The following is a 25,438-nucleotide window of genomic DNA, read 5'->3' on the forward strand; positions in this document are numbered from 1 at the left end:
TGTGATTTTACTGGTGTCTGATCAGTCAGTCTATAATGATGGACGGTACACGCTGCGGACAACGTTCGTTTGGGAACGGTCTGGTCCGACTGAGAAAATAGAAAGTGGAATACCTGTTAATTGTGAAATGCGCTCTAAGTAATGACGGGCATTTGCAGGCAGTTCACTTAAATTCTTCACGCCTGTAATATCCTCTGTCCATCCTGGCATTTCTTCGTAGACAGGTTCACATTTCGCTAATTCATTTAGACTTGCTGGGAATTCTTCAGTGATTTCACCGTTCAATTTATAAGCAACACAGATTTTCAATTTCTCAATCCCTGTCAGTACATCGATGGAGTTAAGAGATAAATCTGTAATTCCGCTCACACGGCGCGCATGACGGACAACAACACTGTCAAACCAGCCAACACGGCGCGGGCGGCCAGTTGTCGTACCGTATTCACGGCCAACTTCACGGATTTGATCGCCAATTTCATCATGGAGTTCTGTCGGGAATGGGCCATCACCTACACGAGTTGTGTAAGCTTTTGATACGCCGACCACATGTTGAATTTTCGTAGGACCTACACCAGAACCAATCGTCACGCCTCCAGCCACTGGGTTAGATGACGTCACGAACGGATATGTCCCTTGATCGATATCAAGCATAACGCCTTGTGCCCCTTCAAAAAGAACACGGCGGCCTTCATCTAGAGCATCGTTCAATACAACAGATGTGTCCACGACATATTTTTTCACTTGCTGACCATATTCATAATACTCATCTAAAATATCTTCAATTTTGAAGCCTTCTGTGTCGTACATTTTCTCTAAAAGACGATTTTTCTCTTCTAGATTACGGGCAAGCTTCTCTTCAAATACTTCACGATCTAATAAATCTGCGATACGGATTCCGACGCGGGCAGCTTTGTCCATATAAGCTGGTCCGATTCCTTTTTTCGTCGTACCGATCTTGTTAGCCCCTTTCCGCTCTTCTTCTACCTCGTCCAATTTTAAGTGATAAGGCAGAATGACATGGGCTCTATTGCTGATTCTGAGGTTATCTGTACTCACATTCCGTTCGTGAAGATACGCAAGCTCAGTGACCAACGCTTTAGGATCAACCACCATTCCATTACCGATGACACAAGTTTTCTCTTTGTAAAAAATACCGGACGGAATGAGGTGTAGCTTGTAAGTCACTCCATCAAATTTGATTGTGTGACCTGCATTGTTTCCCCCTTGATAACGGGCAATCACCTCTGCATTTTCTGAAAGGAAATCGGTAATTTTCCCTTTCCCTTCGTCACCCCACTGCGTACCTACTACGACTACTGAAGACATATCGTGCACCTCCGTTAACCTTTCAAAACGTTATCTCTTTCAAACACATTTATTTTATCAATGGACAATGAAAAAGTCAACGTGAAATCCGAACATTAATATCTCGAAATCAAATTTTGTTCGTTTTACATGTGAGAAAAAGCGCTTTAATTGCTCATTCTACGCTTAAACAAGAAGATTTCGATCAAAATTACTGTTTTTCTCATTTCCGTTTGTTCAGTGATTTTCAATCAATTGAATCATCGAACTTGCCATAAAGTCGGGTGAATATGGTCTACCTTTTCTCAGCCACCACTCAGCTGTTCCAACATAAGCAGAAATGACAAATTGCTTCTGCATCTCGAGAGGAACGTGTTGTGGATCAGGTGGTGAACCTGTGACTTCTTCTAGCCCTAAAGTAAAGCTTTCTTCAAAAAAAGCACTGGCCGTCTGATGAATATTAAGCTCTCTTCCCCTCTTCAAGAGAATCTGATACTCCTCTTCATGTTCCTGCAAATGCTGATAAAAGCGGTAAATATACACATATGCTGCATGATCGCTCTTCCACTCATTTTCATGTACAGGAGCAAAAATAGCGGTTTTCATGACATCAAACATCTCATCCATGACCTGCTGAGCTAAGTCAAACTTATCCTCATAATGCTGATAGAAGGTGGTGCGATGGATTCCTGCCTTGTTCGTCAAATCTTGTACAGAAATCTTCCCCCATTCCTTCTCCTTTAATAACTGAAATAATGCTTTTCTTAATTGTTGCTTTGATTCAGTTGCGCGCTTATCCCCTCTGTAGCAGTCCGCCACAAGCCGCTCTCCCCTTCCCATTTTTTTCAACAGATTTCGCTTTTCTGTTGGTTGAATCCTTTCTCCTGATGAATTACCTTTAAATCTAACACAGTGAAAAAAAGGAATCATCTGACAACCCATAAGGAGTGATGATCATGGAAACAACAACACCTAGTGCCGTTCAAAAAGCGTTATTAAGAGGGAAAAATAAGCAGGACCCGTATCACCCATTTGATTGGTACGCCAAAATGCGTCAAGAATCTCCTGTTCATTTTGATGAACACAGCCAAACATGGAGTGTCTTCACCTATGAAGAAGCAAAGCGCGTCACCATCGATAAAGATACCTTTTCTAGTCAACCTCCTCAAGACCACCGGAAACATTCACTGATGAAAACAATGGTTATGATGGACCCGCCAAAACATACACGAATCCGCTCCATTGTAAGCAAAGCCTTTACACCTCGGGTGATGAAATTGTGGGAACCACGCATTCAAGAGTTAATGGATGATCTCATTGCACAAATAGAAGGTAAGGAAGAGATTGATCTTGTTCAAGACATCTCCTATCCGCTTCCTGTGATTGTCATTGCAGAGCTTTTAGGTGTGCCAACAGAACATAAACAATCCTTTAAAGAATGGTCCGATATTCTCGTCAGCATGCCTAAAAGTGAAGAAGAAAGAGATGTCGTTGAATGGCAGAAAACACGGGATCAAGGCGAAGCGGACATGATGGCGTTTTTTGCTGACATCATTGAAGAGAAGCGGCAGAACCTTAGTGATGATTTGATTTCGCTTTTAATTCAAGCGGAGGAAAATGGAGACAAGCTGTCCGCAGACGAATTAATTCCTTTCTGCAATCTGCTCCTGTTAGCAGGCAACGAAACGACCACCAACCTGATCTCCAATATGATCTTTAGTTTGTTAGAAAATCCGGGGTCGTATGAAGCGCTCGCTCAATCACCTGACCTCATTTCTCGTGCTGTGGAGGAGGCTGTCCGTTTTCGTGCCCCTGCGCCTACCATCGTCCGGTATGTCACAGAAGACACCGAACTTGGAGGGAAAGTCTTGAAAAAGGGAGACAGTGTGATTGTCTTTCTTGCTTCTGCGAACCGGGATGAGCGTCAATTTCCAAACGCACATGAGTACGATATACACCGGCACCCTAATCCTCATATTGGCTTCGGCCACGGCATTCATTTCTGCCTAGGCGCACCACTTGCTCGCCTGGAAGCCTGCACTGCCATCAAAGCCATACAGTCACGATATGAATCACTAGAGCTTCTCTCTTACGTCCCAATGACAAGCAGCGGTATGTATGGACTAAAAGCACTGAAGCTCCGTGTCACGCCTCGTTCCTAACAATCTGAGACTCTCACAAGATGGGAGTCTCAGATTGTTGACAAAGGGCTAAAATGAACTTTATTTTAGCCCTTTGTCTTCTTTTTCAGCGTGATAGAAAACCTTTGCAGCCCTAGGAAGGACGAGTACTGGCGCGGAGCGAATTTGACATTCGTGAGTACCAGCGCGCAGGACTGACAAAGAATGCGAGGGTTTGTCTACACGCTGGGACTCCCACAAGATGGGAGTCTTTCTTAATCAGGTGTAATTCCTTCTGTATTCATGAGCACCACTCGATATCCATCTGGATCTTCAATCGTCACGCCTCCTCGATCCCAGTACGGGTTTGTAGAGGTGACTGGCCGTCCGCCAGATGCGATCAGTCTCTTTTTCATCTGCTGAAATTCTTCTTCATCCGGAATATAGAATACAAGCAGTTGCTCTGGGTGGGGAACAGGCAAGCTTTCGTCTTCTTCATGTTTGGTGATTTCCAGATGAACATGCTGGTGAGGAAGCCCAAGCATGACCCCATCATACCCTTCATGCTGATCAAATGAGCCTATTCGTTTCAGCCCTAAACCTTCTTCATAAAAAGAAACAACCTCTTTCATGTTGACGGTCGGACGTGCGATGCGTAATTGAGCGGCTTCGAATTGTTGAAACTTCATCAGTCATCACTCCTTTTCTCTCCCTTTAGTATACGCTCTCTTTTTCTCCCACTCCTCCTCATTTCGACTGTTTTTCAGTCATTCTTTCGATGTAGATGGATCAAAAAAAGCCCAGCTTCTTGAGCTGGGCTTTAAGCACCGGGCGGAACACCCGCATCGTCAAATCTTCTTTCTAAGTTGACGAATTTGTTATATTCTTTTACGAACGCCAGTGATACCGTTCCAACTGGACCGTTACGCTGTTTCGCAATAATAATTTCAATAATGTTCTTATTCTCTGATTCTTTGTCATAGTAATCATCACGATAAAGGAACGCCACAATATCGGCATCCTGCTCAATACTTCCTGATTCACGAATATCAGACATCATCGGACGTTTGTCCTGACGCTGCTCTACCCCACGAGAAAGCTGTGATAAGGCAATGACCGGCACTTCAAGTTCTCTTGCTAGTGACTTTAAAGCCCTAGAAATTTCAGATACCTCTTGCTGACGGTTATCGCTTGATCGTCCACTCCCTTGGATGAGCTGTAAGTAGTCAATCAGGATCATGCCAAGCCCGTTTTCTTGCTTCAAACGGCGGCATTTCGAGCGAATTTCACTGACTCTAATGCCAGGTGTATCATCAATGAAAATCCCACTGTTTGATAGCGAACCCATCGCCATTGTCAGCTTACCCCAGTCCTCTTCTGTGAGATTACCGGTTCTTAGGTTTTGTGCATTGATATTTCCCTCGGCACAAAGCATACGCATGACCAGCTGCTCAGCGCCCATCTCTAAACTAAAGATGGCGACACTTTCATCTGTCTTGGTCGCAACGTTTTGTGCAATATTTAACGCGAAGGCTGTTTTCCCTACGGACGGACGAGCCGCTACAATAATCAGGTCATTTCGCTGGAAGCCAGCTGTCATCCGGTCAAGCTCTGAGAAACCCGTTGGAATCCCAGTGATATCACCTTTTCGATTATGAAGCTGTTCAATATTATCATATGTCTGAACAAGAACGTCTTTAATGTTTTGGAAAGCTCCTGAGTTTTTACGCTGAGCCACTTCCATAATGGTTTTTTCAGCATCACTCAATAGATCTTCTACTTCATCCTCACGCGTATATCCATCCTGTGCAATGGTTGTCGCTGTACGGATCAGACGTCTTAAAATGGATTTTTCTTCTACAATTTTTGCATAATATTCAATGTTTGCGGCAGTTGGGACAGAGTTCGCAATATCTGTTAAATACGAAATCCCGCCTACCTCTTCTAGTAAGTCTGTATTGGCAAGTTCTGATGTCACCGTGACAAGGTCAACCGGTTCCCCTCTATCACCAAGTACAAGCATCGCATTGTAAATCTTTTGATGCGACATTCTATAGAAATCCTCTGGAATTAATACTTCAGAAGCGAGCGTTAGCGCAGATGGTTCTAAAAAAACAGCACCTAATACGGCCTGCTCGGCTTCTATATTTTGCGGCGGCAGCCGGTCATCGAGAAGTTCCGTCATGCCAAGCACCGTCCTTTCATAAAAAAATACGCTACTCATCATTTTAACATTTTCATCAATAAAAAAGTGAAAAACATCAACTATAGTCAAAATTACCATGTCGATGTTTCGTTGAACAGCGAAACAACACACTTCAAATAGAAAAGACTCTGTAACATAAATTGTTATAGAGTCCTTTGTATCGCTAATGGGATTTGTAGCTGTTGTTGTTCACACATGTGATCGATACTCCAACATGGCATGTACACGCACATGATCAAATATTGAAAATATCAGGTGCGTTTTTTAATCTATCGTTTTCTTAACTCCGTAATTCACCTTTTGTCCAATATCATATAAAGACCCGTTTTCATACCCAATAGATAACACCAAATCGGGAATAGAATCATATCCGTTTTTGGCTAAGTCAAAGAGCTGTGCACCATAATGCGATGCAGCAATGCGGGCATTTTCTGCTGTGTATGGGTTTTTCAGAAGTTCTTCTTTGTAGATATCGAAAATATTCGCTCCGGTGTCCGTTACAAATTGACCGTTTACAATGCTTAAATCTTTTAAATTGAAGCCTGTCACCGTTTTGATTTGATTGACAAGGTGGAACTTTGCAAGTGAATCCGGCGTGAATTGAGTCGAATCATCATTTCTACTTTTCATAATATGAAAAAATAGTTCTCTTGTATTGTTGCTTGTATTCAATATGTCTTCTATTTGTTTGACCAGCGACTCGTCAGTTGATCCACTCACCACTAATTTAAAATGATTCGGATCAATGGTAAAAGTTAAATTGGCGTTTTTAGGAATGTTCAAACCATTGGTAGAAAACAAAGCTTGCAGTTGTTCGTTTACCTTCTGACGATTTAATAGTTTCTTTTCTACACTTTCTTGGGTAGGATCGTACCGTTTTTCATTACGGAAAATAGCATCATTGAAGTCATATTGTCCACCTTTATTATTCCTTGCCCAACTCATTTCCATCGTATAAGCAGCTTCTCTCTCCACTTTAGTTAGATCACTTCTGAAATAAGAAGAGTATGGATTTCGATACTTATCATATATATGACTCTGAGGATCTTTGAATCGTTTATTTTGTTCATTTATTTTTTCGTATTTTTCATCTAATATTTTCATTCGTCTATCAGATTCGGTCATCACTTCGTTTGTACTTTTAATAGCTGATTGACCTTTAGAGTTTATTTGGTTCAAATTGTTCGAAGAACTGGCTGTATATGACGTATTAATATTCATTTTGATTCTCCTTTTTTAAAAAAATAGTGATTATTAAATATATCGGCATTTCAGTTAAAATTTGTTAGTTCAATGTCGATATAGTAATTATTACAAGGAGGGTTAATATATGACAAATACTATCTTTAAACGTTTATTATTACCAGCATTATTATTGGCGCTTGTTACTAGTTTTTTCGCACCTACGTCAGCAGAAGCAGCAATTACGGGGAATAACAGTCCTAACACTGCAAGTTCAATGGGATATTGGAAAAATAGTCGTTCAGACACGACAATCTTACCTGAAGGTGAAAATGAAGCGTATTATCAGTTTACGATCAATAAAGGTGAAAGAGTTTATGTCAGAAGTTCGTATAATAAGCAATATACAGGGATGAACATCGAGGTGTATAATTCGAAATATTCTAGGACAGGATCCGAAGTTATAAATCCTGATTCAGTAACGCCTTTTATTTTTGCAAATACTGGTGACGTGACTTCAACTTCAGAAACTTATTTTGTGAAAGTAACCCGTGGTACATATACCGGTAACATGTATTTTACTGTTTCCATTCAAGATCGTATTAAATCTGGAAACGGGACATTCAATTTTACAGGGACTGCTACGAACTTGGGAAATTCTTCTTTAAATTTTTTAGGAGTTGACTCTTCAGTCATTACAATGGATTTAACGAATAATTCCACAGTTCCTAAACGCGCTGTAGTTAAATCAATTACGACAACTAGCACTCAAACACCAAACCAAGGGAATGTCACACACAAACTGATGGCTAGTGATAGTAACATTTGGTATCAATCACTTTTCTCCTCTGCAACAAGTGGTTCTTATCGTATATCTCTGGATGATCAATTAAGAGTCGCTCAAAAATGGAGCTTTAAGTACAACGCAAAAGCTACAGCGAGATCTACTATGAGCAATGTCAAAGCCGATATCCGTTACGAATATGATGTCACAGATGGATTTTAAGTGAATGATGTTAACAGAGATGTTAACAGATATGTACACCAATTGATCAAAAAGTAAGGGAGCATCCCTTACTTTTTTCATTGTCTTATTTTTAATGTTATATGATATTTTGCCACTTTTAAAACAGCCCCTCCTCTTTCAACACGCTCTCCAGCAGAACCCCGATTGACCATTTCATTTTGTTATGAATGAAAATGTTAAAAAGAAGAGTAGTGTATTTTTGTATGAAAGGACGGTGCTTGGTATGGCGGAACTTCTCGATGACCGGCTGCCGACGCAAAATATAGAAGCAGAGCAGGCCGTATCAATCAATTGGGCGAAATTAACATTTACACAACTTTATGAACATTTGACTTTATAATTAATAACTATTATTATTTGGTTTGCTCACATGATAATTGAGAATCATTTTCATTTGAAGTTTTCAAGTAATACTCTCATCCAACCAATATTCACAAGTCTGCTTTTATCACCATATGAGGATCATTTTGAGGAAGGGAATTTTTATATATGTTGAAACGCCCTGAAGGAATGGGTACTGAGAATTCACTTTTCGGAGAAAGCCGTCCTTTTTTTATACCTGGGATGGAGCAACTGGATATCACAGCACACCCATACAGACTTTTTATATTTAAACCGACTACCACTCCTCCCGCAACTGGTTTTCCAGTCATGTACGTGCTTGATGGGAATTCACTTTTTGGCACAATGGTCGAAGCCATCCGTTTACAGTCAAGAAGACCTGAAAAAACAGGTGTCGCACCTGCTATCATTGTTGGAATTGGCTATCAAACAGAAGAACCCTATCATCCGCTTAGGCATTATGATCTCACTCTTACCGCCCCTGATACTTCCATTGGGAGGAAAAGAAAGGACTTCTCCAACCATACATATGGCGGCGCTTCTACTTTCTTTTCTTTTTTAGAAAAGACGGTAAAGCCCTATATCGAACAACGCTTTCCAATCAACCAAAGTCGTCAAACACTGTTTGGGCATTCTCTTGGCGGTCTTTTTGTATTACACACACTATTTGAGCACCCTGATGCTTATCAGACATATATTGCAGGGAGCCCTTCTATCCACTGGAACAAAAAATTATTTCTAGAAAAAGAACACCAATTCACCAACTATATACGTCAGGTGCCTATGGATGTCAGGCTGCTTGTAGGTGTAGGTGAGTTAGAAAAACATCATCCATGTCAAATGAATGATCATGCCCATTCACTAGCAAATCGAATGTTGCCTTTATCGCCATACGGCTTGCATACGGCCTATCACGAGTTCCCTGAAGAAGGACATACGTCCGTTTTGCCAGTGCTGATGAATTATGCTTTTCGTTTTGCACTCTATCATGATGATCCTTTAACAACCACAGATATGAAAAAAAGCTAGTGAACACACGAAACATAGTGACCTATCTCAAAAGATTGCCCTTATCACAGGCGCAGGACGGACAACGAATACAAGTGTTTCTCTATACCCTACGCACCCTGATCTCCATCAGGGTGCTTTTTTTAACAGAATAAACACACCATTTTCCAGCTCTTTCTGATACAATTCAATTGAGAATGTTTATCAATTAATAAGAGATCAGGTGGTTTTATGGGAAACAATCATCAATTATGTACAAAGGTAAATGCTGAACAATGCATTTATCGATTAACATATACTGAAAAAATAAATAATGCAGATCTTCCACATACGGAGCAGCAGTTGTCAGATACATTCTGCCTCCTCTTTAGCATAAGCGGCAGCGGTTTACTTACATTGAATGATCAAAGATGGCGATTGAAAAATCTGACACTCTATACGATGATGCCTGGGGAAACATTTATGTTGAAAACAGAGCCTTATCAAAAACACGAGCTCTATCTGTTTCGCTTTCAGATGTACACGCTACAAGGTCAAAACATAGAAGAAGTATCAACTGAACATGCCCGATCTTTACTGAATGTATGGCAATTTATCGATATTAGCTCGATTGAACAAATTCATTCTTTACTGTCCGACATGACAACAGAATGGCAAAAACCTGAATCCATTAGCTTTTTTAGAAGCCAAACCCTTTTTCAACAGCTCATCCTGCAGCTTTTCACACTGCATAAAGAAGACATTTGTGACACAACACATGCCCTTTTCAAAACAAAACAATATATCGATCAACATTCCGAAGAACCTCTCAGCCTTACAAGTCTATCTCATATGGCTGGTATCAGCGCCAATCATTACAGCGAGCTATTTAAAAAGCATTTTGATGTGAGTGTCACTGATTATATCACCAAGAAAAGACTGGCTAGAGCCAAACAGTTAATGGCGAAAGGTCATGCAAAGCTCAAAGACATTGCACAGGATATTGGCTATCAAGACCCCTATTACTTTAGCCGCATCTTTAAGAAAAAAACGGGTATCACTCCTTCTGCTTATATGAAAAGCCGTCAACGGAAAATGGCTGCCTATGGCCATTCCATACTCGGGCAGCTCACACCTATTCATATCATCCCATATGCTGCCCCTCTTCACCCTAAATGGACAGCACATGATTTTGAGCATTATGCAGAAGAAATTCCGATCCATTTGAGTGCACATCGTATCAACGAGCACGCTGAAGCCAATATACAGCAATTGATGGAAGCACAACCTGAGCTGATCATTGCCAATGATCATGTGACAGAGGCAGAAAAACAAGCGTTGAAAACCATCTGTCCTGTGCACTTTGTTCCATTCACACAATTGGATTGGCGCACTCAATTCAGACAAACAGCTCTGTTCTTAAACGAAACGAGGGAAGCAGAAGAATGGCTGTTTCATTACGAAGAACTCGTCATTCAAGCGAAAAAGGCATGCCTTGTTGATCATCCACCAAGAACCGTCCTGCCTCTTCGTATCTTTCAAGATCAGCTCTACTTATCTGTCAATCGCACCTTGTCAGAAGTAATTTTTCATGACATTGGCCTTCTGCCAGCTTTTCAGAATGATGGCCAGCTCATCGAAAAAAAAATCAGCATTCACTCTATACAGCAGCTAGACCCAGATGCCATCTTCCTCTTGTTGCATAAAGAACCAAAAACCCTTGCTTTTTATCAAAAATTAAAGCAACAGGAGGCTTGGCAAAATCTCAAGGCTGTGACGCAACAAGCCGTCTATCCACTCGCTTCTGACCCTTGGCGTGAATACACAGCAGCCAGTCATCAACGAGTCATTCAGGACCTTTTATCTTTTTTTCCGTAAAAAGTCCATCACTGGACAGATCATTGTCTATGGATAAAAGGACGAATGACTACTACAATCTTTAATTGAGAACAATTATCAGTTAAAGGAGAAAACAAATGAAAAAATGGTTCGCATTGCTTATCCTTTGTATCATGACGATCATCGCAGCAGCCTGTGGTGCTGCAGAAAATAAACCGGCTTCCAACACAACCAAAAGCAAGTCAGCTGAAGTAGCAGAAACAAACATCAAATACTTAGATCAAACGTACAAACTGAAAACACCAGTGAAACGAATCGTCATTGCTGGAAGCCTAGAATCGATGGAAGATGCAAAACTACTTGGTATCGACCCTATTGGGGCTTCTACTGTAGGCGGCACTTTCCCTGAATTATTTAAAGACATTACAGCAAAAACAGAAGGCATTGGGGAAAAAACTGAACCAAACCTAGAAAAAATCTTAAAACTAAAACCAGACGTGATACTCGGATCAACCAAGTTCCCGCCTGCAACAATTAAAAAACTAGATAAAGTCCAAACGACGATCCCAGTATCACATGTCTCTTCCGACTGGGAAAGTAACCTTTTATTACTCGGTGAACTGACTGGAAAAAGTGAAGAAGCGAAAAGCATCATTTCTGATTATCAGAAAGATCTCAAACAAGCGAAAGAAACCCTGAAAGACAAAAGCAACAACAAAACAGCTGTCATTTTACGCATTAGACAGGGCGACCTGTACGTGTACCCTGAAGACGTATACTTCAACTCTACTTTATATGGGGACTTAGGGTTTACAGCACCAAGTGATATCAAAAAAGCCAAAGCACAAGCAATGATTTCATTGGAACGCCTAGGCGAACTCAATCCTGACTATATCTTTGTTCAGTTCTCCCAAGAGGAAAACTCATCGAATCCAAATGCATTGAAGGACTTAGAGGGAAATAAAATTTGGAACAGCCTAAAAGCTGTGAAAAATGGACACATCAATGAAAATGTCGTTGATCCTATGCTTCAGGGAGGAACAGCACTAAGCAAAACAACTTTCCTTGATCAGGCTGTCAAATGGCTAGATCAAACCAACTAAAAAGATGCGCATCTTGACAAAGGGCTAAACATTTTAGCCCTTTGTTCTTCTTTTCAGCGAAGCTTGAAAACTTGAAGGAGAGAATACACATGAACGGAACGTTTCTATATGACGAATTGAACGGGCGGCAGCTTGATATTTACCTTCCACCGGACACCTCTATTGATGTTCCAGCTGTCTTTGTACAAGATGGCTCTTCTTTGTTTAGAACCCACCTGCTAGAGATCGAAAGCATGATTGAAGCCAAAACCATCTCTCCAATCATCATCGTCGGTATACACCCATTCAATCGACTTGACGAATATACACCATGGAAAGCATCATCACTGCGTTCTGGATTCCCTGATTTTAAAGGTGAGGCACAGACATATGTGTCATTTTTAGCAAATGACTTGCTTCCATATATCAAAAGAGAATACTCAGTCAAACAGACCGGTCATGAACATAGTCACATAGGTGCTTCATTAGGTGGGCTATTTGCAATTTATACTTTATTGATGTACCCTGCTCTTTTTAAAAACATCGCATCTATCTCTGGATCATTTTGGTATCAAGATTTTCTACCGTTTGCTAAACAACAAAGCATTCAGTCTGTGGACCACCTTGTCTATTTGTCTGTAGGCAGTGAAGAAGGGAAAGGCAAAATATCTGTCCAACAGCACATGCCTTTATTCAACAAACAACTCCATGATCTTTTATTACAGAAAGGGATGCAGGAACGAAAGCTTCACTTTCACATTGAACAAGGAGAGGGCCACCATCTGAAACAATTTCAAAAAAATTTCTTATCGGCCATCAAGTGGTTTTATAAAAGAAAACCTTAATTTTTTATCAGCAAGTCACAAAGTCGATATGGTATATTGGAACGTATAGATTGAAAGAGGAGGGATTTGCGCATGAGACCTTTACAAATCTCAGCCGATACCGCACAAAAGCTTGCTGCATCACTCAATGTACCGTTAGAGCAAATCATGCATATGCCGCAGCACATCTTATTAGCTAAATTAGCGGAGCTTGAACAGAAGAAAGATCGTTCTTAAACAAATAAAGGAGTTTACATTCATGGAACAACAACTAGAAAAATCAACATTTCATCCTCGCAGTACAGGGCAAACCATTTTGCTGATTGCTGGGATTTTACTCATTGCCTTTAACCTGAGGCCAGCCATTACGTCTGTTGGTCCTGTGATCGGTGCCATTCGTTCTGATTTACAGCTTTCAAATGGACTTGCTGGTTTCCTCACGACATTACCACTGCTCTCATTCGCATTGCTATCTCCCATTGCACCTAAAATCGGAAAACGTCTTGGGAATGAACGAACACTTTGGCTTGGGCTTGCTGTCCTGCTCTTTGGGATTGTCATTCGTTCATTGGGCAGCATCACCTTTTTAATGATGGGAACAGCGCTAGTCGGCGTCGGGATTGCGATTTGTAATGTGCTTTTACCTGGACTTGTGAAACATAAATTCCCTGCACATGCTGGATTAATGACAAGCGTGTATACGACATCGATGTCCGTTTTTGCTGCACTTGCATCTGGTGTCAGTGTTCCGCTCAGTCATGCGATGCCTGGCGGCTGGAATACATCATTCCTTGTCTGGGCCGGACTTGCCCTTCTTGCGATGATGGTGTGGGCGCCGCAGCTTCTTCATCAGAACACAGCGGCTGTCAAAAGCATTTCGCTCAAAGAGCAGCCAATATGGCGTTCACGTGTCGCATGGCAGGTGACCTTTTTTATGGGCTTGCAATCATTCCTTTTCTACAGCAGTATCGCATGGTTTCCTGATATTTTGACATCACATGGCATGAACCTAGCGACAGCGGGATGGATGCTCTCTATTATGCAGTTCACTGGTCTGCCATCCACCTTCTTAACGCCCGTTTTTGCAGAAAAATTAAAAACACAAAGACCGCTTGTCGTCGGCCTTGTCCTTGTGTATTTACTCGGCATGATTGGCCTCCTTCTTGGAGGGTCGACGCCTATTCTTGTTATCTCTGTGCTATTAATCGGCGTCGGACAAGGGGCCAGTATCAGTCTTGCCCTCACATTTATTGGATTAAGAACAACCAATATGGAACAAGCAGCTGCCCTTTCTGGAATGGCGCAGTCACTCGGTTATTTATTAGCCGCTGTTGGTCCATTCATGATCGGTATCCTTTTTGATGTGACACATACATGGACGCCATCTATTATCATCTTTATCATCGTCCTATTTTTCATGTTTTTATCCGGTATGCGTGCTGGACGAAGCATCTATATTTCAGATCCATCATAAGAAAAGAACCCGTCTCACGAGGAGACGGGTTCTTTTCTGTTTATGCTTGTTCTGTGACGTGCACTTTTAATGTTGCTTGTACTTCTGGGTGAAGCTTCACCGGTACATTTGTGTATCCTAACGCACGAATGGCATCATTCAACTCGATTTTACGCTTATCGAGTTTGATTTGATGTTCTTTTTGCAATTTATCAGCGATCTGTTTGCTTGTAATCGAGCCAAATAGACGACCGCCTTCACCTGATTTAGCAGTGAGTTCCACTGTCAGCGCCTCAAGTGTTTCTTTTAATTGTTTCGCTTGCTCAAGCTCTTGGATGGCATTCTTTTTCTCTTTGTTTTTCTGCCCTTCCAATGCACTTAGGTTCGTTGGAGTTGCTTCAACAGCTAACCCTTGTTTGATGAGAAAGTTGTGAGCGTATCCGTCAGCTACATTTTTGACTTCGCCTTTTTTCCCTTTGCCTTTTACGTCTTTTAGAAAGATGACTTTCATCTTTGAACCCCTCCTTCGAAATATTCGTCTATGGCAGATTTTAACTTCTCTACCGCTTCTTCAATGGTTATACCATAAATCTGGGTCGCAGCGTTAGTCAAATGACCGCCGCCATCTAATGCTTCCATAATAATTTGAACGTTGATATCCCCTAACGATCTTGCACTAATACAGACCGTATCGTCATCTCGCCTTGCGACAGCAAATGATGCTTCAACCTCACTCATCGACAAGAGAGAATCAGCCGTCTGTGCGATCGTAATTTGATCATAATACTCAGATCTGTCAGACGGCAAGGAAGCAATCGCTACCTGATTTTGATACAGCTCTGTATGCTGAATGAGCTTTGCCCGTTTGATGTAATGATCGACTGTCTCTTTCAAAAACTTTTGCACAAGGACAGGATCTGCCCCTTTTGCACGAAGGTAGGATGCTGCATCAAACGTTCTTGACCCCGTTCTGAGGGAGAAACTCTTCGTATCCACGATAATCCCAGCAAGAAGTGCTGTGGCCTCAATCATGTTAATCCGCAATTTCTTCGGCTGATACTCTAACAGCTCTGTCACAAGTTCTGCTGTAGATGAAGCATACGGCTCCATATAGACAAGTAAAGGATCACGGATAAATTCCTCACCACGTCTATGGTGGTCAATGACAACGACGTTTTCGATCTTATTTAGCAGTCGTTCTTCCATCACAAGAGACGGTTTATGTGTATCTACGACCACAAGCAATGTGTCATCCTTTGCAAGCTCCATCGCTTCCTCAGGCGTGATAAAACGGGACCAAAGTTCTTCATAATTCTTAATTTCACTAATTAAGCGTTGAACGCTATCCCCAATCTGGTTGGCATCAATGACGATGTAACCTTCTTTTCCATTCGCTTGAGCAACCTTTAAAATCCCGATCGAGGCACCGATAGAGTCCATGTCGGGGAACTTATGCCCCATGATCATGACATTACCGCTTTCAGATACAATTTCTTTTAAAGCATGTGAAATGACCCGTGCGCGTACTCGTGTCCGTTTTTCCATTGGATTGGTTTTTCCACCGTAGAATTTCACTTTCCCATTCGGCTGTTTAATCGCTACCTGATCCCCGCCTCGTCCGAGTGCAAGGTCAAGACTCGACTGCGCAAGTGCGCCAAGTTCTTTTAAAGAAGGAACAGACGCACCGATTCCAATACTAAGGGTAAGTGTGGCGCTATGTGCCCCTGTTTTCTCACGAACCTCGTCTAAAATGGAAAACTTCGATGCTTCAAGCTCTGCTAAGATGCTCTCGTTTAATACCGCCATAAATCGTTCAGATGAAATTCTTTTTAGGAAAATGCCATATTCTTGTGCCCAATTGTTTAACAGCGATGTGACTTCACTATTAATCGCGCTGCGCACCTGATCATCGAGACCTTGTGTGACATCATCATAATTGTCTAAAAAGATATAAGATAACACCGTTCGTTCATTTTCATACTGTCTTTCAATCTGCACTTGTTCCGTGACATCAAAGAAATATAAAAGGCGCTCTGACCGTTTAATAATGACTTTGAATTTCCGGTCATTCAGCGTCACATTTTCTGTCTCAACCTCTTGTTTAATAAGAGGCACAATGGATTCAAATGTATCATACAAGGATCTGCCGACAAGTGTGCTTTCATGGAAGCACGAAGCGAGAAATGGATTGGTCCATTCGATATAATACTGGTCATTAAACAGCATAATACCAATTGGCATCTCCATTAATGCTTCTTCTCCAACCTTTTTGACTCGATAGGATAATGTTGAAATATATGAATCAATCTCTTTTTGTACCTGCGTATCTGCCCACTTTAAAAAGTAGAGCACACCCGCAAGGACTAAAAGACCAACCGCTCCTATGATCCAATTAAAATAAAGGTTGAGGAGGACTGTGATCACCGCAAGAACAATTAACGCGAAGATCGGATACTTGATGACAGGTTTTCGATAGAAGCTTGGCACTGATATCAACTCCTCAACATTCAGAGTGAATTATTTGTTTTTACTTTTTCTCTTAAATCAAAGCCTATGTCAGCAATCCCTATAATACGCACAATCACACCGATTGGCGGAAAGAGAATCGTCAATACGACGGCAAAAATGGGTACCACTTTTGAGATGTTTTTTTCGTGGCAATAATAGAAGATAAAAGAAAAGCCCTGAATAAGCACCAGTATAAATAAAATTTGAAAAGCACTCGTTTGCACGAGCGATAAAAAGCTGCCTTTCTCCGGCTGAATCAGCATCAAAAGCAGTGTGAGTAAATAATACCATACCATGCTTTTTGGCAGCCGCATATCCTTAAATTTCTTAAGAGCTGGCATGTCTGGAACAAACCGTTTGATCAACGGCCGCACAAACCAATGATTGACGAAAGACATGAGCGTGACAAAAATCAAAAGCGCTACAGGTAAAGAATTTAATGCCGTATCCTGCATCTCTCTAAACTGCTTGAGTTGTTTTGCTATGTCCTGATCAGTAGCGCCAGATTGTTTTAAGGTACTCTCTACCATCGGCATGATTTGGTCAATTGATTCCTTGGCGACACCCAGTATATCTACTTGAAACAGCTGGACACTGACAACAAAGTAAATGAGAAAACTGAATAAGTAGATCAGCGCACCCGTAATAATAGCCTGACCTGGCTGCCTCCTTCTGTAGAAAACACCCATACCTACTCCAACAGCAATCAGCATTGGCGCACTTAACAGCCCATTAATAGACCCAATTAAAAAGCTGATCACTATGCCAATAGCGCCAGCCGCAATTCCTTTTTTCAAGCCATGCCTGATTGTATAGAGAATGATCGGAATCGGAGCAGCCATGAAGAAAATAATGGCTAAAAGTGGCACATACAAATAAAACAGCGTCATGACCGCAAAAATACTGATCATGATAGCGCCTTCTACTAACGCTTTTGTTTGTTTCACACCTTCACCTCAATCCAATCATTTTTCTATATCTTGCTCAATGTGTACTTCTATGTATACGTACGATGTACGCTCCGTCATATCTTGACCCAACCTTTATTTTACCATAGCCGTAAATCGCAAGTAAAATGCAGGCTATTCCAAGAACGTTTCACGTGGAACAACTTAGATCGTCTTGTACATGCAACTTTTCAGACAGCATGTTACAATTTTTTAGATTATTCTTAGCTATAAACCCTGAATTCAAGGTCAAAAGCTGTTAGAATAGAAACATCATCAATAAAAGTAAGAAGGAGAATTCACATGGGAAAAACACTCGTATTCGGACACAAAAACCCTGACACAGACACGATTTGCTCTGCTATCGCTTACGCTGATCTGAAAAACAAAATTGGCGTTCAAGCAGAAGCTGTCAGACTTGGAGAAATCAATGGAGAAACACAATACGCATTAGATTTCTTTAAACAAGAAGCACCTCGTTTCATTGAAACGGCTGCAAACGAAACAAAACAAGTCATTCTTGTCGATCATAACGAATTCCAACAAAGTGTAAGCGATATTGATCAAGTACAAGTGACAGAGGTCATTGACCATCACCGTATTGCAAACTTTGAAACAAGTGAACCTCTTTACTATCGTGCTGAGCCAGTTGGCTGCACAGCAACGATCTTAAACAAAATGTACAAAGAGCACCAAGTCACAATTGAAAAAGAAATCGCTGGTTTGCTTTTGTCTGCAATCATTTCTGATTCCTTGCTATTCAAATCCCCAACATGCACACAGCAGGATGTTGATGCTGCGCATGAGCTGGCAAAAATCGCAGGAGTAGACCCTGAAGTATATGGTTTAGATATGCTGAAAGCAGGAGCTGACCTAAGCCAAAAAACAGTTCAAGAATTAATCACACTGGATGCAAAAGAATTTGCACTAGGAAACAGCAAAGTCGAAATTGCACAAGTTAATACAGTTGATATCGCTGAAGTAACAGCCAGACAAGCTGACATCGAAGCAAAAATCAATGAAGTCATCGCAGCGAAAGGTCTTGATCTATTTGTTTTAGTGATCACAGACATTCTAGAAAATGACTCTCTTGCTCTTGCCCTTGGTGCTGAAGCAGCAAAAGTAGAAAAAGCATTTAATGTCACACTTGAAAACAACACTGCTTTACTAAAAGGTGTTGTATCAAGAAAGAAACAAGTCGTGCCTGCACTAACAGACGCACTTTCTTCATAAACATAAAAAGACTGCTGACATCTTCAGCAGTCTTTTTTCTTCTTTTAATGAATGTACATATCGCTGACGAGAATATCCTTTAGCACGCTTGTTGGAATCGTGAATTCAACTACACCCATGTAACCAGGCGCCACATCATATTCGTTGAAGGAAATCACCAGTTTGCCTTTTGAATTGATATAGAAACTTTGATCTGGCTGAATCTTCTTAAACGGATCAACCGTATCTTGCTTCGTCATCCAGTAAATCTTATTTGAATCCTCTTTCATCTGTTTTTTCATTTGTTCTTTAATATTTTCACTAATCACATCAATATAACGGTCATCTTTAAACAGACTTGGTAATGTAATGAGTACATGGTTTTTCTTATCCACCGTATCATATGTCATTTCCTCTGCCGCAGAAGCCTGAGTCGTCACCTTGTATCGACCTAGTGAAAGAATTTGATCATTGTTTGTTCTTACTTCATATCCGCTCTCTACACTCAAATGACCATTTTTATAACCCTTTGTTTCCTTTTCAAAATCTTGATACAGCTTTTTGTTTTCAGCTAAATATTTTTGATTCAGGCTGTCTTGTAATTTTCCGTCCCCAAGCCCTGAAACGTGTGGTGTTTTGAGATCAATATTTGTTCCCTGATCGCTCTTTTTAAATTCTGTGAACGTCACGACTTTCACAAGCTCTCCAATGACGGGTACTTCTGAAATCGCTCTTGCTGCCTGCGGACTGACATTTACAGTGGTGACAAATAAAGCAGCCGCAGCAACAAGCCCGATCGTCCATTTCTGAAAATGAGGTTGCTTGTTTTTTCGTTTTAATGTCCGTTCAACCATAGCATCGTATTCCGGGGGAATAGGGATTTCTAGATATTCCTCTTTTAACTGTTCCAAATGCTTATCCATTTATATTTCCTCCTGCGATAATTCTACTTTTAAAAGCCGCAACGCCTTATATAATCTTGTTTTAATGGTGTTTTCATTTTCTCCAAGAATATGAGCAATGTCCTCTAGCTTTAAATCCTCAAAGAATCTTAATATAATGATGACCCGATACATCTCCGGCAAATCTTCTATTGCCCGTCTGACATCTTGATCCTCATAGACATCCGATTCACCCTGTGATAAAAATTCCAGCGTGTCATCGTCCGTCACTTGCACACGCTTCTTCTTTCGTAAAAAGTCGAGGGCAGCGTTTACGACGATTTTATAAAACCAGCTATGCATCTTGGTCGCATCCTCTAATCGGTGAACAGATTTGAGTGCTTTATGAATCGCCTCTTGAACGACATCCATCGCATCTTCTGGGTTTTTGACATAGCTATAGGACAATCGATAAAAACTGTGTTTATGCTCCATTACGTAATCCGCAAATTGATCATCAATCTTTCGTTTCTTCATTTTACAAAGAGCTCCTTTATCTTAAATGCGCATCTGTTATTTCTTACATTGGATAGACGCGCACCTGTTAAAAATAGTTTGCGCTCCATTATTTTTTTAACATGTCATCCCATTTACGTTTCTATACAAAAAGAGCGAACCTGACGGGTTCACTCTTTTAAAGCCGTTATTTTTTGATAAACAAATGGTTTGAGTGGTGATAGCGGATGAATGATGGACACTCCTGTTTCCTGCTCCACCTGCTTTGCAGCGTGAACCATCGAGAGCTGCATCACACAAATATCTCCATGCTGCTGCTTCACAGATTGCCTTAACTGTTCCATGATTCGCTCATGGTAGGCTTGTATATCACCGTTCAAGCAAAGATGAAAGACATCCTCTAGCACAACCACTTCTGCCTTCAACTGCTTTCCCCGCTCTTTTACATATGAAGACAGTCGCTTCATCGTTCCTTCTACTGTATCTGGGTTTGAAAACACCAGCTGAAGCGGACCCTCTCGCTCACAAATCTGCTCAAATAACGGCTCATCTATCGGAACAATTGGTTGTTTGAACAGGTGCTGCTGCTCCCCCAAAGCCGCAATGTATTGTGTACACGTTAATAAAACAAGATCAGCCTCTCCTTCTTGCATGAGTCTGTTGATGGCATAGGTTTGCTGCTGCTCAAGATCAAATGCTGGATCTTGTTTGGCTCGTTCCATAAATGATGAATCGACGATGTGATGCAGATCAAATCCTGTGTCATAGAAAGCGTCGTCAATGTAAGAAATATTAGATGGATGTGCGTGAAGGCAGTGTAATCGAATCATTAGGTCCGCTCCTCATAAAAGTTTTCACTCATTATATCAATCCTTGTATGAAATAGGGAGCAACATGACCATATTGTTAGGGAGATATTGAAGGAGGGATTCTACCTTGAAAGAAGATCAACAGCCTACATCATCTTCAGAGTCAGAAGAAACCTTGACGAATCGACAAGGTCACCCGGTAACAGATAATCAAAACATGAGAACCGTTGGGAATAGAGGGCCGACTACGCTTGAAAACTACGATTTCCTAGAGAAAATCAGTCATTTTGATCGTGAACGCATCCCTGAACGTGTCGTTCACGCACGAGGTGCCGGCGCACACGGATACTTTGAAGCCTACGGTACATTCGGTGACGAACCCATTTCCACTTATACAAGAGCCAAATTATTTCAAGAGAAAGGAAAAAAGACCCCTGTCTTCGTTCGATTCTCTTCTGTTATTCACGGCGGACATTCACCAGAAACTTTACGCGATCCGCGGGGATTTGCGATCAAATTTTATACAGAAGACGGCAACTGGGATCTCGTTGGGAACAACCTCAAAATTTTCTTTATTCGAGATGCTTTGAAATTCCCTGATTTGGTTCATGCCTTTAAGCCTGACCCTGTCACCAATCGTCAGGATGGCGAGCGCATTTTTGATTTCGTTTCACAATCACCTGAAGCAACACATATGGTGACATTTCTCTTCTCGCCATGGGGCATTCCTGCCACATACCGGCACATGCAAGGCTCTGGCGTCCATGCCTATAAATGGGTGAATCATGAAGGAAAAGCAGTACTGGTCAAATATCACTTTGAACCGAAGCAGGGGATTCGCAACCTGACACAAGAACAAGCCCAAGACATTCAAGGGGAAAACTTTAATCATGCCACACAGGATTTATATGAAGCCATTGAACAAGGGGATCATCCTGAATGGGAAGTATACGCGCAAATCATGGAAGATGACACCCACCCCCATCTAGACTTTGATCCACTCGATCCGACAAAGCTCTGGTACAAGGATGACTATCCATGGAAACCGATCGGACGAATGGTGCTAAACAAAAATCCAGAAAATTATTTTGCAGAAGTGGAACAGGTTGCCTTTGGGACGGGGGTTCTTGTAGACGGATTAGATTTCTCAGATGATAAATTGCTGCAAGGACGTACCTTCTCATACTCTGATACGCAGCGATATCGAGTCGGGCCAAATTATTTACAGCTGCCGATCAATGCACCGAAAAAGCATGTTGCCACCAATCAGCGAGATGGGCAAATGGAATATCATGTGGATCAAGGAAAAGGACAAAACCCCCATGTGAATTATGAACCGTCCATTCTCGGGGGATTAAAAGAAGCACAGCAAGATGGAAAGGATCATACGCCTTTTGTAGAGGGTGAAGTCAAGCGAGAAGCCATTGACCGCCCGAACAATTTCGGACAAGCCGGAGAAACCTATCGCCGCTTCAATGATTGGGAACGTGAGGAACTGATTAAAAACTTAGTCAACACCTTAGCTACCTGTCAAAAAGACATCCAAGACCAAATGATCGAAAACTTCACAAAAGCTGATCCTGACTATGGAAAACGTGTGGCCGATGGTTTAAAAGCCTTCAAACAAGAGGAGCCAAGCGGACCCATTGGATCAACAGGCGCGGCACAAGCTGTCAACGATGCGATCAACAATAGCACACCTTCAGATCCTTATTAATGAAAAAAGAATGCAGCGGAGTGGCTGCATTCTTTTTGTATACATCTATTATGCATTTTGACCTTTTTTGATCCATTCTGCTACATTCACTGTACGTTTCGCCTGATGTTTTGCGGCTGCTTCTGCATCCTCTTGGATCTTTCCATTTTGGTCAACAGTCACACTCACACCGTAAGGGTTACCCCCTGCGCCGTATAGGGAATCATCCGTGTATCCAGGAGCGGCAATAATGGCTCCCCAGTGGAACATCGTTGTATAAAGGCTCAGAACTGTCTGCTCCTGTCCGCCATTTGGGTTTTGTGCAGATGTCATCGCACTCACTGCTTTGTTTGCTAGTTTCCCTTGGAACCATAAACCGCCTGTTGTGTCTAAGAATTGCTTCATTTGAGCCGGTAAGTTACCGAAACGTGTCGGCATGCTGAAAATAATGGCATCTGCCCACTCTAAGTCACTTAACTGAACCTCAGGGACATCTTTTGTTTCATCTAAATGTGCTTTCCATGCTGGATTTGATGCAACAACGGCTTCTGGTGCCAATTCAGGAACCTTTAAAATTTTGACTTCAGCACCAGCTTCTTTCGCTCCAGCCTCAGCCCATTTTGCCATCTGATAGTTTGTACCTGTTGAACTATAATAAATAATCGCTAGTTTTACGTTTTCCACTTGTTCCATCTCCTTTTGTTTGGTTTGTCCAAATAGCTTCTGTAAAAATCCCACCTGTATTCCCCACCTTATTTAAATTGACGACGATACCACAATGCCGCAGCATCGACTTCTTCTCTCGTTAGCTGATGTCCACGATTTTCCCAATGAAGCGTTACGGATGCTCCCGCCTCCTGAAGCAGTTGCTCCAGTTCCTGAGATTCCTCAGGACGGCACATTGGGTCATTTTCACCAGCTGCTATAAAGACTTGTTTCCCCGCTAATGAAGGTAATGAAACCCCTCGTCTTGGGACCATTGGATGATGCAGGATCGCTCCTTTCAGCGCATCTCCGTAATGGAATAACAGACTTCCAGCAATGTTCGCCCCGTTTGAATAGCCGATGGCTACCACATTGTGACGATCAAATCCATACTTATTTGCTGCTTCCCCGATAAATGTATATAATTCCTCTGTACGCTCAATTAAATCTTGCTCATCAAAAACACCCTCTGCCAAACGCCTGAAAAAACGCGGCATGCCGTTTTCTGATACATTTCCTCTCACACTAAGAACAGATGCTTCTGGGTCTACCACTTCTGCAAGCGGCAATAAATCATGCTCTGTCCCGCCAGTTCCATGCAGCATGAGGAGGACAGGCTTTTGTTCATTCTTTCCTTTTTGAAAAAGATGCTTCATCATGAATCTCCTTTCCCTTTGATTTCTCTTACCTCAATCGGCAGCACGATTTGTTCAATTTGACTACGCTGCGCCTCATATTGCGGTGGCAGTTTCAACGCTTCACCCATCGTTTCCACAGACTCATCGTGTGCAAACCCTGGAGGATCGGTCGCAATCTCAAATAATATGCCGCCAAGCTCTCTAAAATAAATCGCATTGAAATAATTTCGATCTTGCACAGGCGTCACTTGATATCCGCTTTGCGCAATATGGCTTTGCCAATCTAATTGATCCTGATCATCTGTTGCTCTCCACGCAATATGATGTACAACACCCACGCCCATACGTCCTCGTGCAACAGGTGTCTTGTTCACATCAATGACATTGCCGATTTCTCCAAACGAACGGAATCTCACATAATCTCCTTCTGTGCCGACTTTTTCAAGTCCCATCGTTTGCTCTAGCAGCTGCATCGTTTGCTCAGGCTGTGAAGTTAATAAAACAGCTCCGCCAAACCCTTTAATCGCTACTTCTGGTGTCACCCCATTAAATGTCCAGTCATTCTGTTTTCCTTCTTCACGCTCTACAAGTTCTATCAATAAACCGTGCGGATCTTCAAATGAGAGAAAGGCCTCACCAAAGCGTTCAATCATTTCATAAGAAACGTCAAACTGCTCAAGGCGTTCCTTCCAAAAAGAGAAGGCACCGGTCGGTACGACATATGTTGTCACACCTACTTGACCTGCTCCAATTTGTCCCTTTTGTGCACCTGGCCAAGGGAAAAACGTAATAATGGTACCTGGAGAACCTCCTTCATTTCCAAAATATAAATGGTATGTGCCTGGATCATCAAAATTGACGGTCTTTTTCACGAGACGCAGACCTAAAACACCTGCATAAAAATCAACGTTCTCCTGAGGATGACCAACAATTGCTGTGATATGGTGAATTCCTTCTGTTTTCTTCACTTCTAATGACCTCCTCTTCATGACGTAACATGTCCCTACTCATTATGTCTTGACTGATGCTTTTATATTATCTCGAATTCGAGATATATGATCAAAAAATATATTTATCTCGAATTAAGGATATTCTTTTTTGAAATAGATGTCAATGATTTTTGTTTTTTTCTTTTCAAAAAGCAGGCCGCTTTATATAT

General features: G+C 41.6%; 24 protein-coding genes. 10 read left to right on the top strand and 14 right to left on the bottom strand.

Annotation, left to right across the window (positions count from 1 at the left end; all coding sequences use genetic code 11):
* Positions 1-30: 30 nt before the first annotated feature.
* The gene (locus NST24_RS19270) at positions 31-1,326 is read right to left on the bottom strand and encodes an adenylosuccinate synthase (RefSeq protein WP_007497400.1); all 1,296 of its coding nucleotides are present in this window, start codon (positions 1,324-1,326) and stop codon (positions 31-33) included.
* A 216-nt stretch (positions 1,327-1,542) separates the two neighbouring features.
* Positions 1,543-2,124 carry a TetR/AcrR family transcriptional regulator gene (locus NST24_RS19275; RefSeq protein WP_285891435.1) on the bottom strand — a complete coding sequence of 194 codons (582 nt, stop codon included), beginning with the start codon at positions 2,122-2,124 and terminating at the stop codon, positions 1,543-1,545.
* A 137-nt stretch (positions 2,125-2,261) separates the two neighbouring features.
* On the opposite strand from NST24_RS19275, the gene NST24_RS19280 reads away from it, so the two are divergent.
* On the top strand, positions 2,262-3,467 hold the full coding sequence (locus tag NST24_RS19280; protein ID WP_342462147.1) for a cytochrome P450: 1,206 nt from the start codon (positions 2,262-2,264) through the stop codon (positions 3,465-3,467).
* A 233-nt stretch (positions 3,468-3,700) separates the two neighbouring features.
* Here the strand turns inward: NST24_RS19280 and NST24_RS19285 are convergent, their stop codons facing one another.
* The 3 genes from NST24_RS19285 to NST24_RS19295 form a co-directional block, all read right to left on the bottom strand.
* On the bottom strand, positions 3,701-4,114 hold the full coding sequence (locus tag NST24_RS19285) for a VOC family protein (protein WP_342462148.1): 414 nt from the start codon (positions 4,112-4,114) through the stop codon (positions 3,701-3,703).
* A gap of 131 nt (positions 4,115-4,245) precedes the next feature.
* Positions 4,246-5,610 carry a replicative DNA helicase gene (gene dnaB / locus NST24_RS19290; protein WP_003214779.1) on the bottom strand — a complete coding sequence of 455 codons (1,365 nt, stop codon included), beginning with the start codon at positions 5,608-5,610 and terminating at the stop codon, positions 4,246-4,248.
* 285 nt (positions 5,611-5,895) lie between these two features.
* Positions 5,896-6,852, bottom strand: a complete 957-nt coding sequence (locus NST24_RS19295; protein ID WP_342462149.1) for a DUF4885 family protein — start codon at positions 6,850-6,852, stop codon at positions 5,896-5,898.
* A gap of 109 nt (positions 6,853-6,961) precedes the next feature.
* On the opposite strand from NST24_RS19295, the gene NST24_RS19300 reads away from it, so the two are divergent.
* The 7 genes from NST24_RS19300 to NST24_RS19330 all read left to right on the top strand — a co-directional run bounded on the left by NST24_RS19300 (position 6,962) and on the right by NST24_RS19330 (position 14,388).
* Positions 6,962-7,819, top strand: a complete 858-nt coding sequence (locus NST24_RS19300) for a hypothetical protein (RefSeq protein WP_178929674.1) — start codon at positions 6,962-6,964, stop codon at positions 7,817-7,819.
* 510 nt (positions 7,820-8,329) lie between these two features.
* On the top strand, positions 8,330-9,211 hold the full coding sequence (locus tag NST24_RS19305; RefSeq protein WP_342462150.1) for an alpha/beta hydrolase-fold protein: 882 nt from the start codon (positions 8,330-8,332) through the stop codon (positions 9,209-9,211).
* A 210-nt stretch (positions 9,212-9,421) separates the two neighbouring features.
* Positions 9,422-11,047, top strand: coding sequence for a helix-turn-helix domain-containing protein (locus NST24_RS19310; RefSeq protein ID WP_047946685.1), 1,626 nt, complete (start codon positions 9,422-9,424; stop codon positions 11,045-11,047).
* Positions 11,048-11,145: 98 nt separating this feature from the next.
* Positions 11,146-12,111: an iron-hydroxamate ABC transporter substrate-binding protein gene (locus tag NST24_RS19315; protein WP_076821496.1), complete on the top strand. Its 966-nt coding sequence runs from the start codon at positions 11,146-11,148 to the stop codon at positions 12,109-12,111.
* An 89-nt stretch (positions 12,112-12,200) separates the two neighbouring features.
* Positions 12,201-12,935 (top strand): alpha/beta hydrolase-fold protein, encoded by a 735-nt coding sequence (locus NST24_RS19320; RefSeq protein ID WP_342462151.1) that lies wholly within the window; start codon positions 12,201-12,203, stop codon positions 12,933-12,935.
* Between the two features lie 72 nt (positions 12,936-13,007).
* Entirely contained in the window at positions 13,008-13,151 is a 144-nt protein-coding gene (locus tag NST24_RS19325; protein WP_008347524.1) for a YycC family protein, read from the top strand.
* A 22-nt stretch (positions 13,152-13,173) separates the two neighbouring features.
* Positions 13,174-14,388: an MFS transporter gene (locus tag NST24_RS19330; RefSeq protein ID WP_045034911.1), complete on the top strand. Its 1,215-nt coding sequence runs from the start codon at positions 13,174-13,176 to the stop codon at positions 14,386-14,388.
* A 40-nt stretch (positions 14,389-14,428) separates the two neighbouring features.
* On the opposite strand, the gene rplI is transcribed toward NST24_RS19330, so the two are convergent.
* Genes rplI through NST24_RS19345 form a run of 3 tightly spaced genes read right to left on the bottom strand, consistent with a single transcriptional unit; the run spans position 14,429 to position 17,822 of the window.
* Entirely contained in the window at positions 14,429-14,878 is a 450-nt protein-coding gene (rplI, locus tag NST24_RS19335; RefSeq protein WP_007497423.1) for a 50S ribosomal protein L9, read from the bottom strand.
* Positions 14,875-16,854: a DHH family phosphoesterase gene (locus NST24_RS19340; RefSeq protein WP_342462152.1), complete on the bottom strand. Its 1,980-nt coding sequence runs from the start codon at positions 16,852-16,854 to the stop codon at positions 14,875-14,877. The genes rplI and NST24_RS19340 overlap by 4 nt, the downstream gene beginning before the upstream one ends.
* 20 nt (positions 16,855-16,874) lie before the next feature.
* A complete protein-coding gene (locus tag NST24_RS19345; protein WP_039169015.1) occupies positions 16,875-17,822 on the bottom strand; it encodes a YybS family protein in 948 nt (315 codons plus the stop codon).
* Positions 17,823-18,125: 303 nt separating this feature from the next.
* Between NST24_RS19345 and NST24_RS19350 the strand changes: the two genes are divergently transcribed.
* The gene (locus tag NST24_RS19350) at positions 18,126-19,055 is read left to right on the top strand and encodes a manganese-dependent inorganic pyrophosphatase (RefSeq protein ID WP_008347534.1); all 930 of its coding nucleotides are present in this window, start codon (positions 18,126-18,128) and stop codon (positions 19,053-19,055) included.
* A 44-nt stretch (positions 19,056-19,099) separates the two neighbouring features.
* On the opposite strand, the gene NST24_RS19355 is transcribed toward NST24_RS19350, so the two are convergent.
* The 3 genes from NST24_RS19355 to NST24_RS19365 all read right to left on the bottom strand — a co-directional run bounded on the left by NST24_RS19355 (position 19,100) and on the right by NST24_RS19365 (position 21,261).
* Complete coding sequence (locus NST24_RS19355; RefSeq protein ID WP_017368457.1) at positions 19,100-19,957, bottom strand: DUF3298 and DUF4163 domain-containing protein; 858 nt, start codon at positions 19,955-19,957, stop codon at positions 19,100-19,102.
* Complete coding sequence (locus NST24_RS19360; protein WP_007497431.1) at positions 19,958-20,452, bottom strand: RNA polymerase sigma factor; 495 nt, start codon at positions 20,450-20,452, stop codon at positions 19,958-19,960.
* A 149-nt stretch (positions 20,453-20,601) separates the two neighbouring features.
* Complete coding sequence (locus NST24_RS19365; RefSeq protein WP_060832808.1) at positions 20,602-21,261, bottom strand: hypothetical protein; 660 nt, start codon at positions 21,259-21,261, stop codon at positions 20,602-20,604.
* Positions 21,262-21,367: 106 nt separating this feature from the next.
* Here NST24_RS19365 and katX point away from each other — a divergent pair, with 106 nt between their 5' ends.
* Positions 21,368-22,957 (top strand): catalase KatX, encoded by a 1,590-nt coding sequence (gene katX / locus NST24_RS19370; RefSeq protein ID WP_342462153.1) that lies wholly within the window; start codon positions 21,368-21,370, stop codon positions 22,955-22,957.
* A 48-nt stretch (positions 22,958-23,005) separates the two neighbouring features.
* Here katX and wrbA read toward each other — a convergent pair whose 3' ends face one another.
* The 3 genes from wrbA to NST24_RS19385 are packed head-to-tail and all read right to left on the bottom strand — an operon-like array spanning position 23,006 to position 25,268.
* Positions 23,006-23,629, bottom strand: coding sequence for an NAD(P)H:quinone oxidoreductase (wrbA, locus tag NST24_RS19375; RefSeq protein ID WP_045034926.1), 624 nt, complete (start codon positions 23,627-23,629; stop codon positions 23,006-23,008).
* 59 nt (positions 23,630-23,688) lie between these two features.
* Positions 23,689-24,300, bottom strand: a complete 612-nt coding sequence (locus NST24_RS19380) for an alpha/beta hydrolase (RefSeq protein WP_342462154.1) — start codon at positions 24,298-24,300, stop codon at positions 23,689-23,691.
* A complete protein-coding gene (locus NST24_RS19385) occupies positions 24,297-25,268 on the bottom strand; it encodes a ring-cleaving dioxygenase (protein ID WP_172793269.1) in 972 nt (323 codons plus the stop codon). The genes NST24_RS19380 and NST24_RS19385 overlap by 4 nt, the downstream gene beginning before the upstream one ends.
* Positions 25,269-25,438 lie beyond the last annotated feature (170 nt).

This window comes from Bacillus sp. FSL R5-0286, assembly GCF_038593245.1.
Lineage (GTDB): Bacteria > Bacillota > Bacilli > Bacillales > Bacillaceae > Bacillus > Bacillus altitudinis.

What these genes read in the sequence shown, in the direction of transcription:
- NST24_RS19270 (WP_007497400.1), bottom strand. Translation starts at nt 1,326, where the DNA reads ATGTCTTCAGTAGTCGTAGTAGGTACGCAGTGGGGTGACGAAGGGAAA.
- NST24_RS19280 (WP_342462147.1), top strand. Translation starts at nt 2,262, where the DNA reads ATGGAAACAACAACACCTAGTGCCGTTCAAAAAGCGTTATTAAGAGGG.
- NST24_RS19285 (WP_342462148.1), bottom strand. Translation starts at nt 4,114, where the DNA reads ATGAAGTTTCAACAATTCGAAGCCGCTCAATTACGCATCGCACGTCCG.
- dnaB (WP_003214779.1), bottom strand. Translation starts at nt 5,610, where the DNA reads ATGACGGAACTTCTCGATGACCGGCTGCCGCCGCAAAATATAGAAGCC.
- NST24_RS19295 (WP_342462149.1), bottom strand. Translation starts at nt 6,852, where the DNA reads ATGAATATTAATACGTCATATACAGCCAGTTCTTCGAACAATTTGAAC.
- NST24_RS19300 (WP_178929674.1), top strand. Translation starts at nt 6,962, where the DNA reads ATGACAAATACTATCTTTAAACGTTTATTATTACCAGCATTATTATTG.
- NST24_RS19305 (WP_342462150.1), top strand. Translation starts at nt 8,330, where the DNA reads ATGTTGAAACGCCCTGAAGGAATGGGTACTGAGAATTCACTTTTCGGA.
- NST24_RS19310 (WP_047946685.1), top strand. Translation starts at nt 9,422, where the DNA reads ATGGGAAACAATCATCAATTATGTACAAAGGTAAATGCTGAACAATGC.
- NST24_RS19315 (WP_076821496.1), top strand. Translation starts at nt 11,146, where the DNA reads ATGAAAAAATGGTTCGCATTGCTTATCCTTTGTATCATGACGATCATC.
- NST24_RS19320 (WP_342462151.1), top strand. Translation starts at nt 12,201, where the DNA reads ATGAACGGAACGTTTCTATATGACGAATTGAACGGGCGGCAGCTTGAT.
- NST24_RS19325 (WP_008347524.1), top strand. Translation starts at nt 13,008, where the DNA reads ATGAGACCTTTACAAATCTCAGCCGATACCGCACAAAAGCTTGCTGCA.
- NST24_RS19330 (WP_045034911.1), top strand. Translation starts at nt 13,174, where the DNA reads ATGGAACAACAACTAGAAAAATCAACATTTCATCCTCGCAGTACAGGG.
- rplI (WP_007497423.1), bottom strand. Translation starts at nt 14,878, where the DNA reads ATGAAAGTCATCTTTCTAAAAGACGTAAAAGGCAAAGGGAAAAAAGGC.
- NST24_RS19350 (WP_008347534.1), top strand. Translation starts at nt 18,126, where the DNA reads ATGGGAAAAACACTCGTATTCGGACACAAAAACCCTGACACAGACACG.
- NST24_RS19355 (WP_017368457.1), bottom strand. Translation starts at nt 19,957, where the DNA reads ATGGATAAGCATTTGGAACAGTTAAAAGAGGAATATCTAGAAATCCCT.
- NST24_RS19360 (WP_007497431.1), bottom strand. Translation starts at nt 20,452, where the DNA reads ATGAAGAAACGAAAGATTGATGATCAATTTGCGGATTACGTAATGGAG.
- NST24_RS19365 (WP_060832808.1), bottom strand. Translation starts at nt 21,261, where the DNA reads ATGATTCGATTACACTGCCTTCACGCACATCCATCTAATATTTCTTAC.
- wrbA (WP_045034926.1), bottom strand. Translation starts at nt 23,629, where the DNA reads ATGGAACAAGTGGAAAACGTAAAACTAGCGATTATTTATTATAGTTCA.
- NST24_RS19380 (WP_342462154.1), bottom strand. Translation starts at nt 24,300, where the DNA reads ATGATGAAGCATCTTTTTCAAAAAGGAAAGAATGAACAAAAGCCTGTC.
- NST24_RS19385 (WP_172793269.1), bottom strand. Translation starts at nt 25,268, where the DNA reads ATGAAGAGGAGGTCATTAGAAGTGAAGAAAACAGAAGGAATTCACCAT.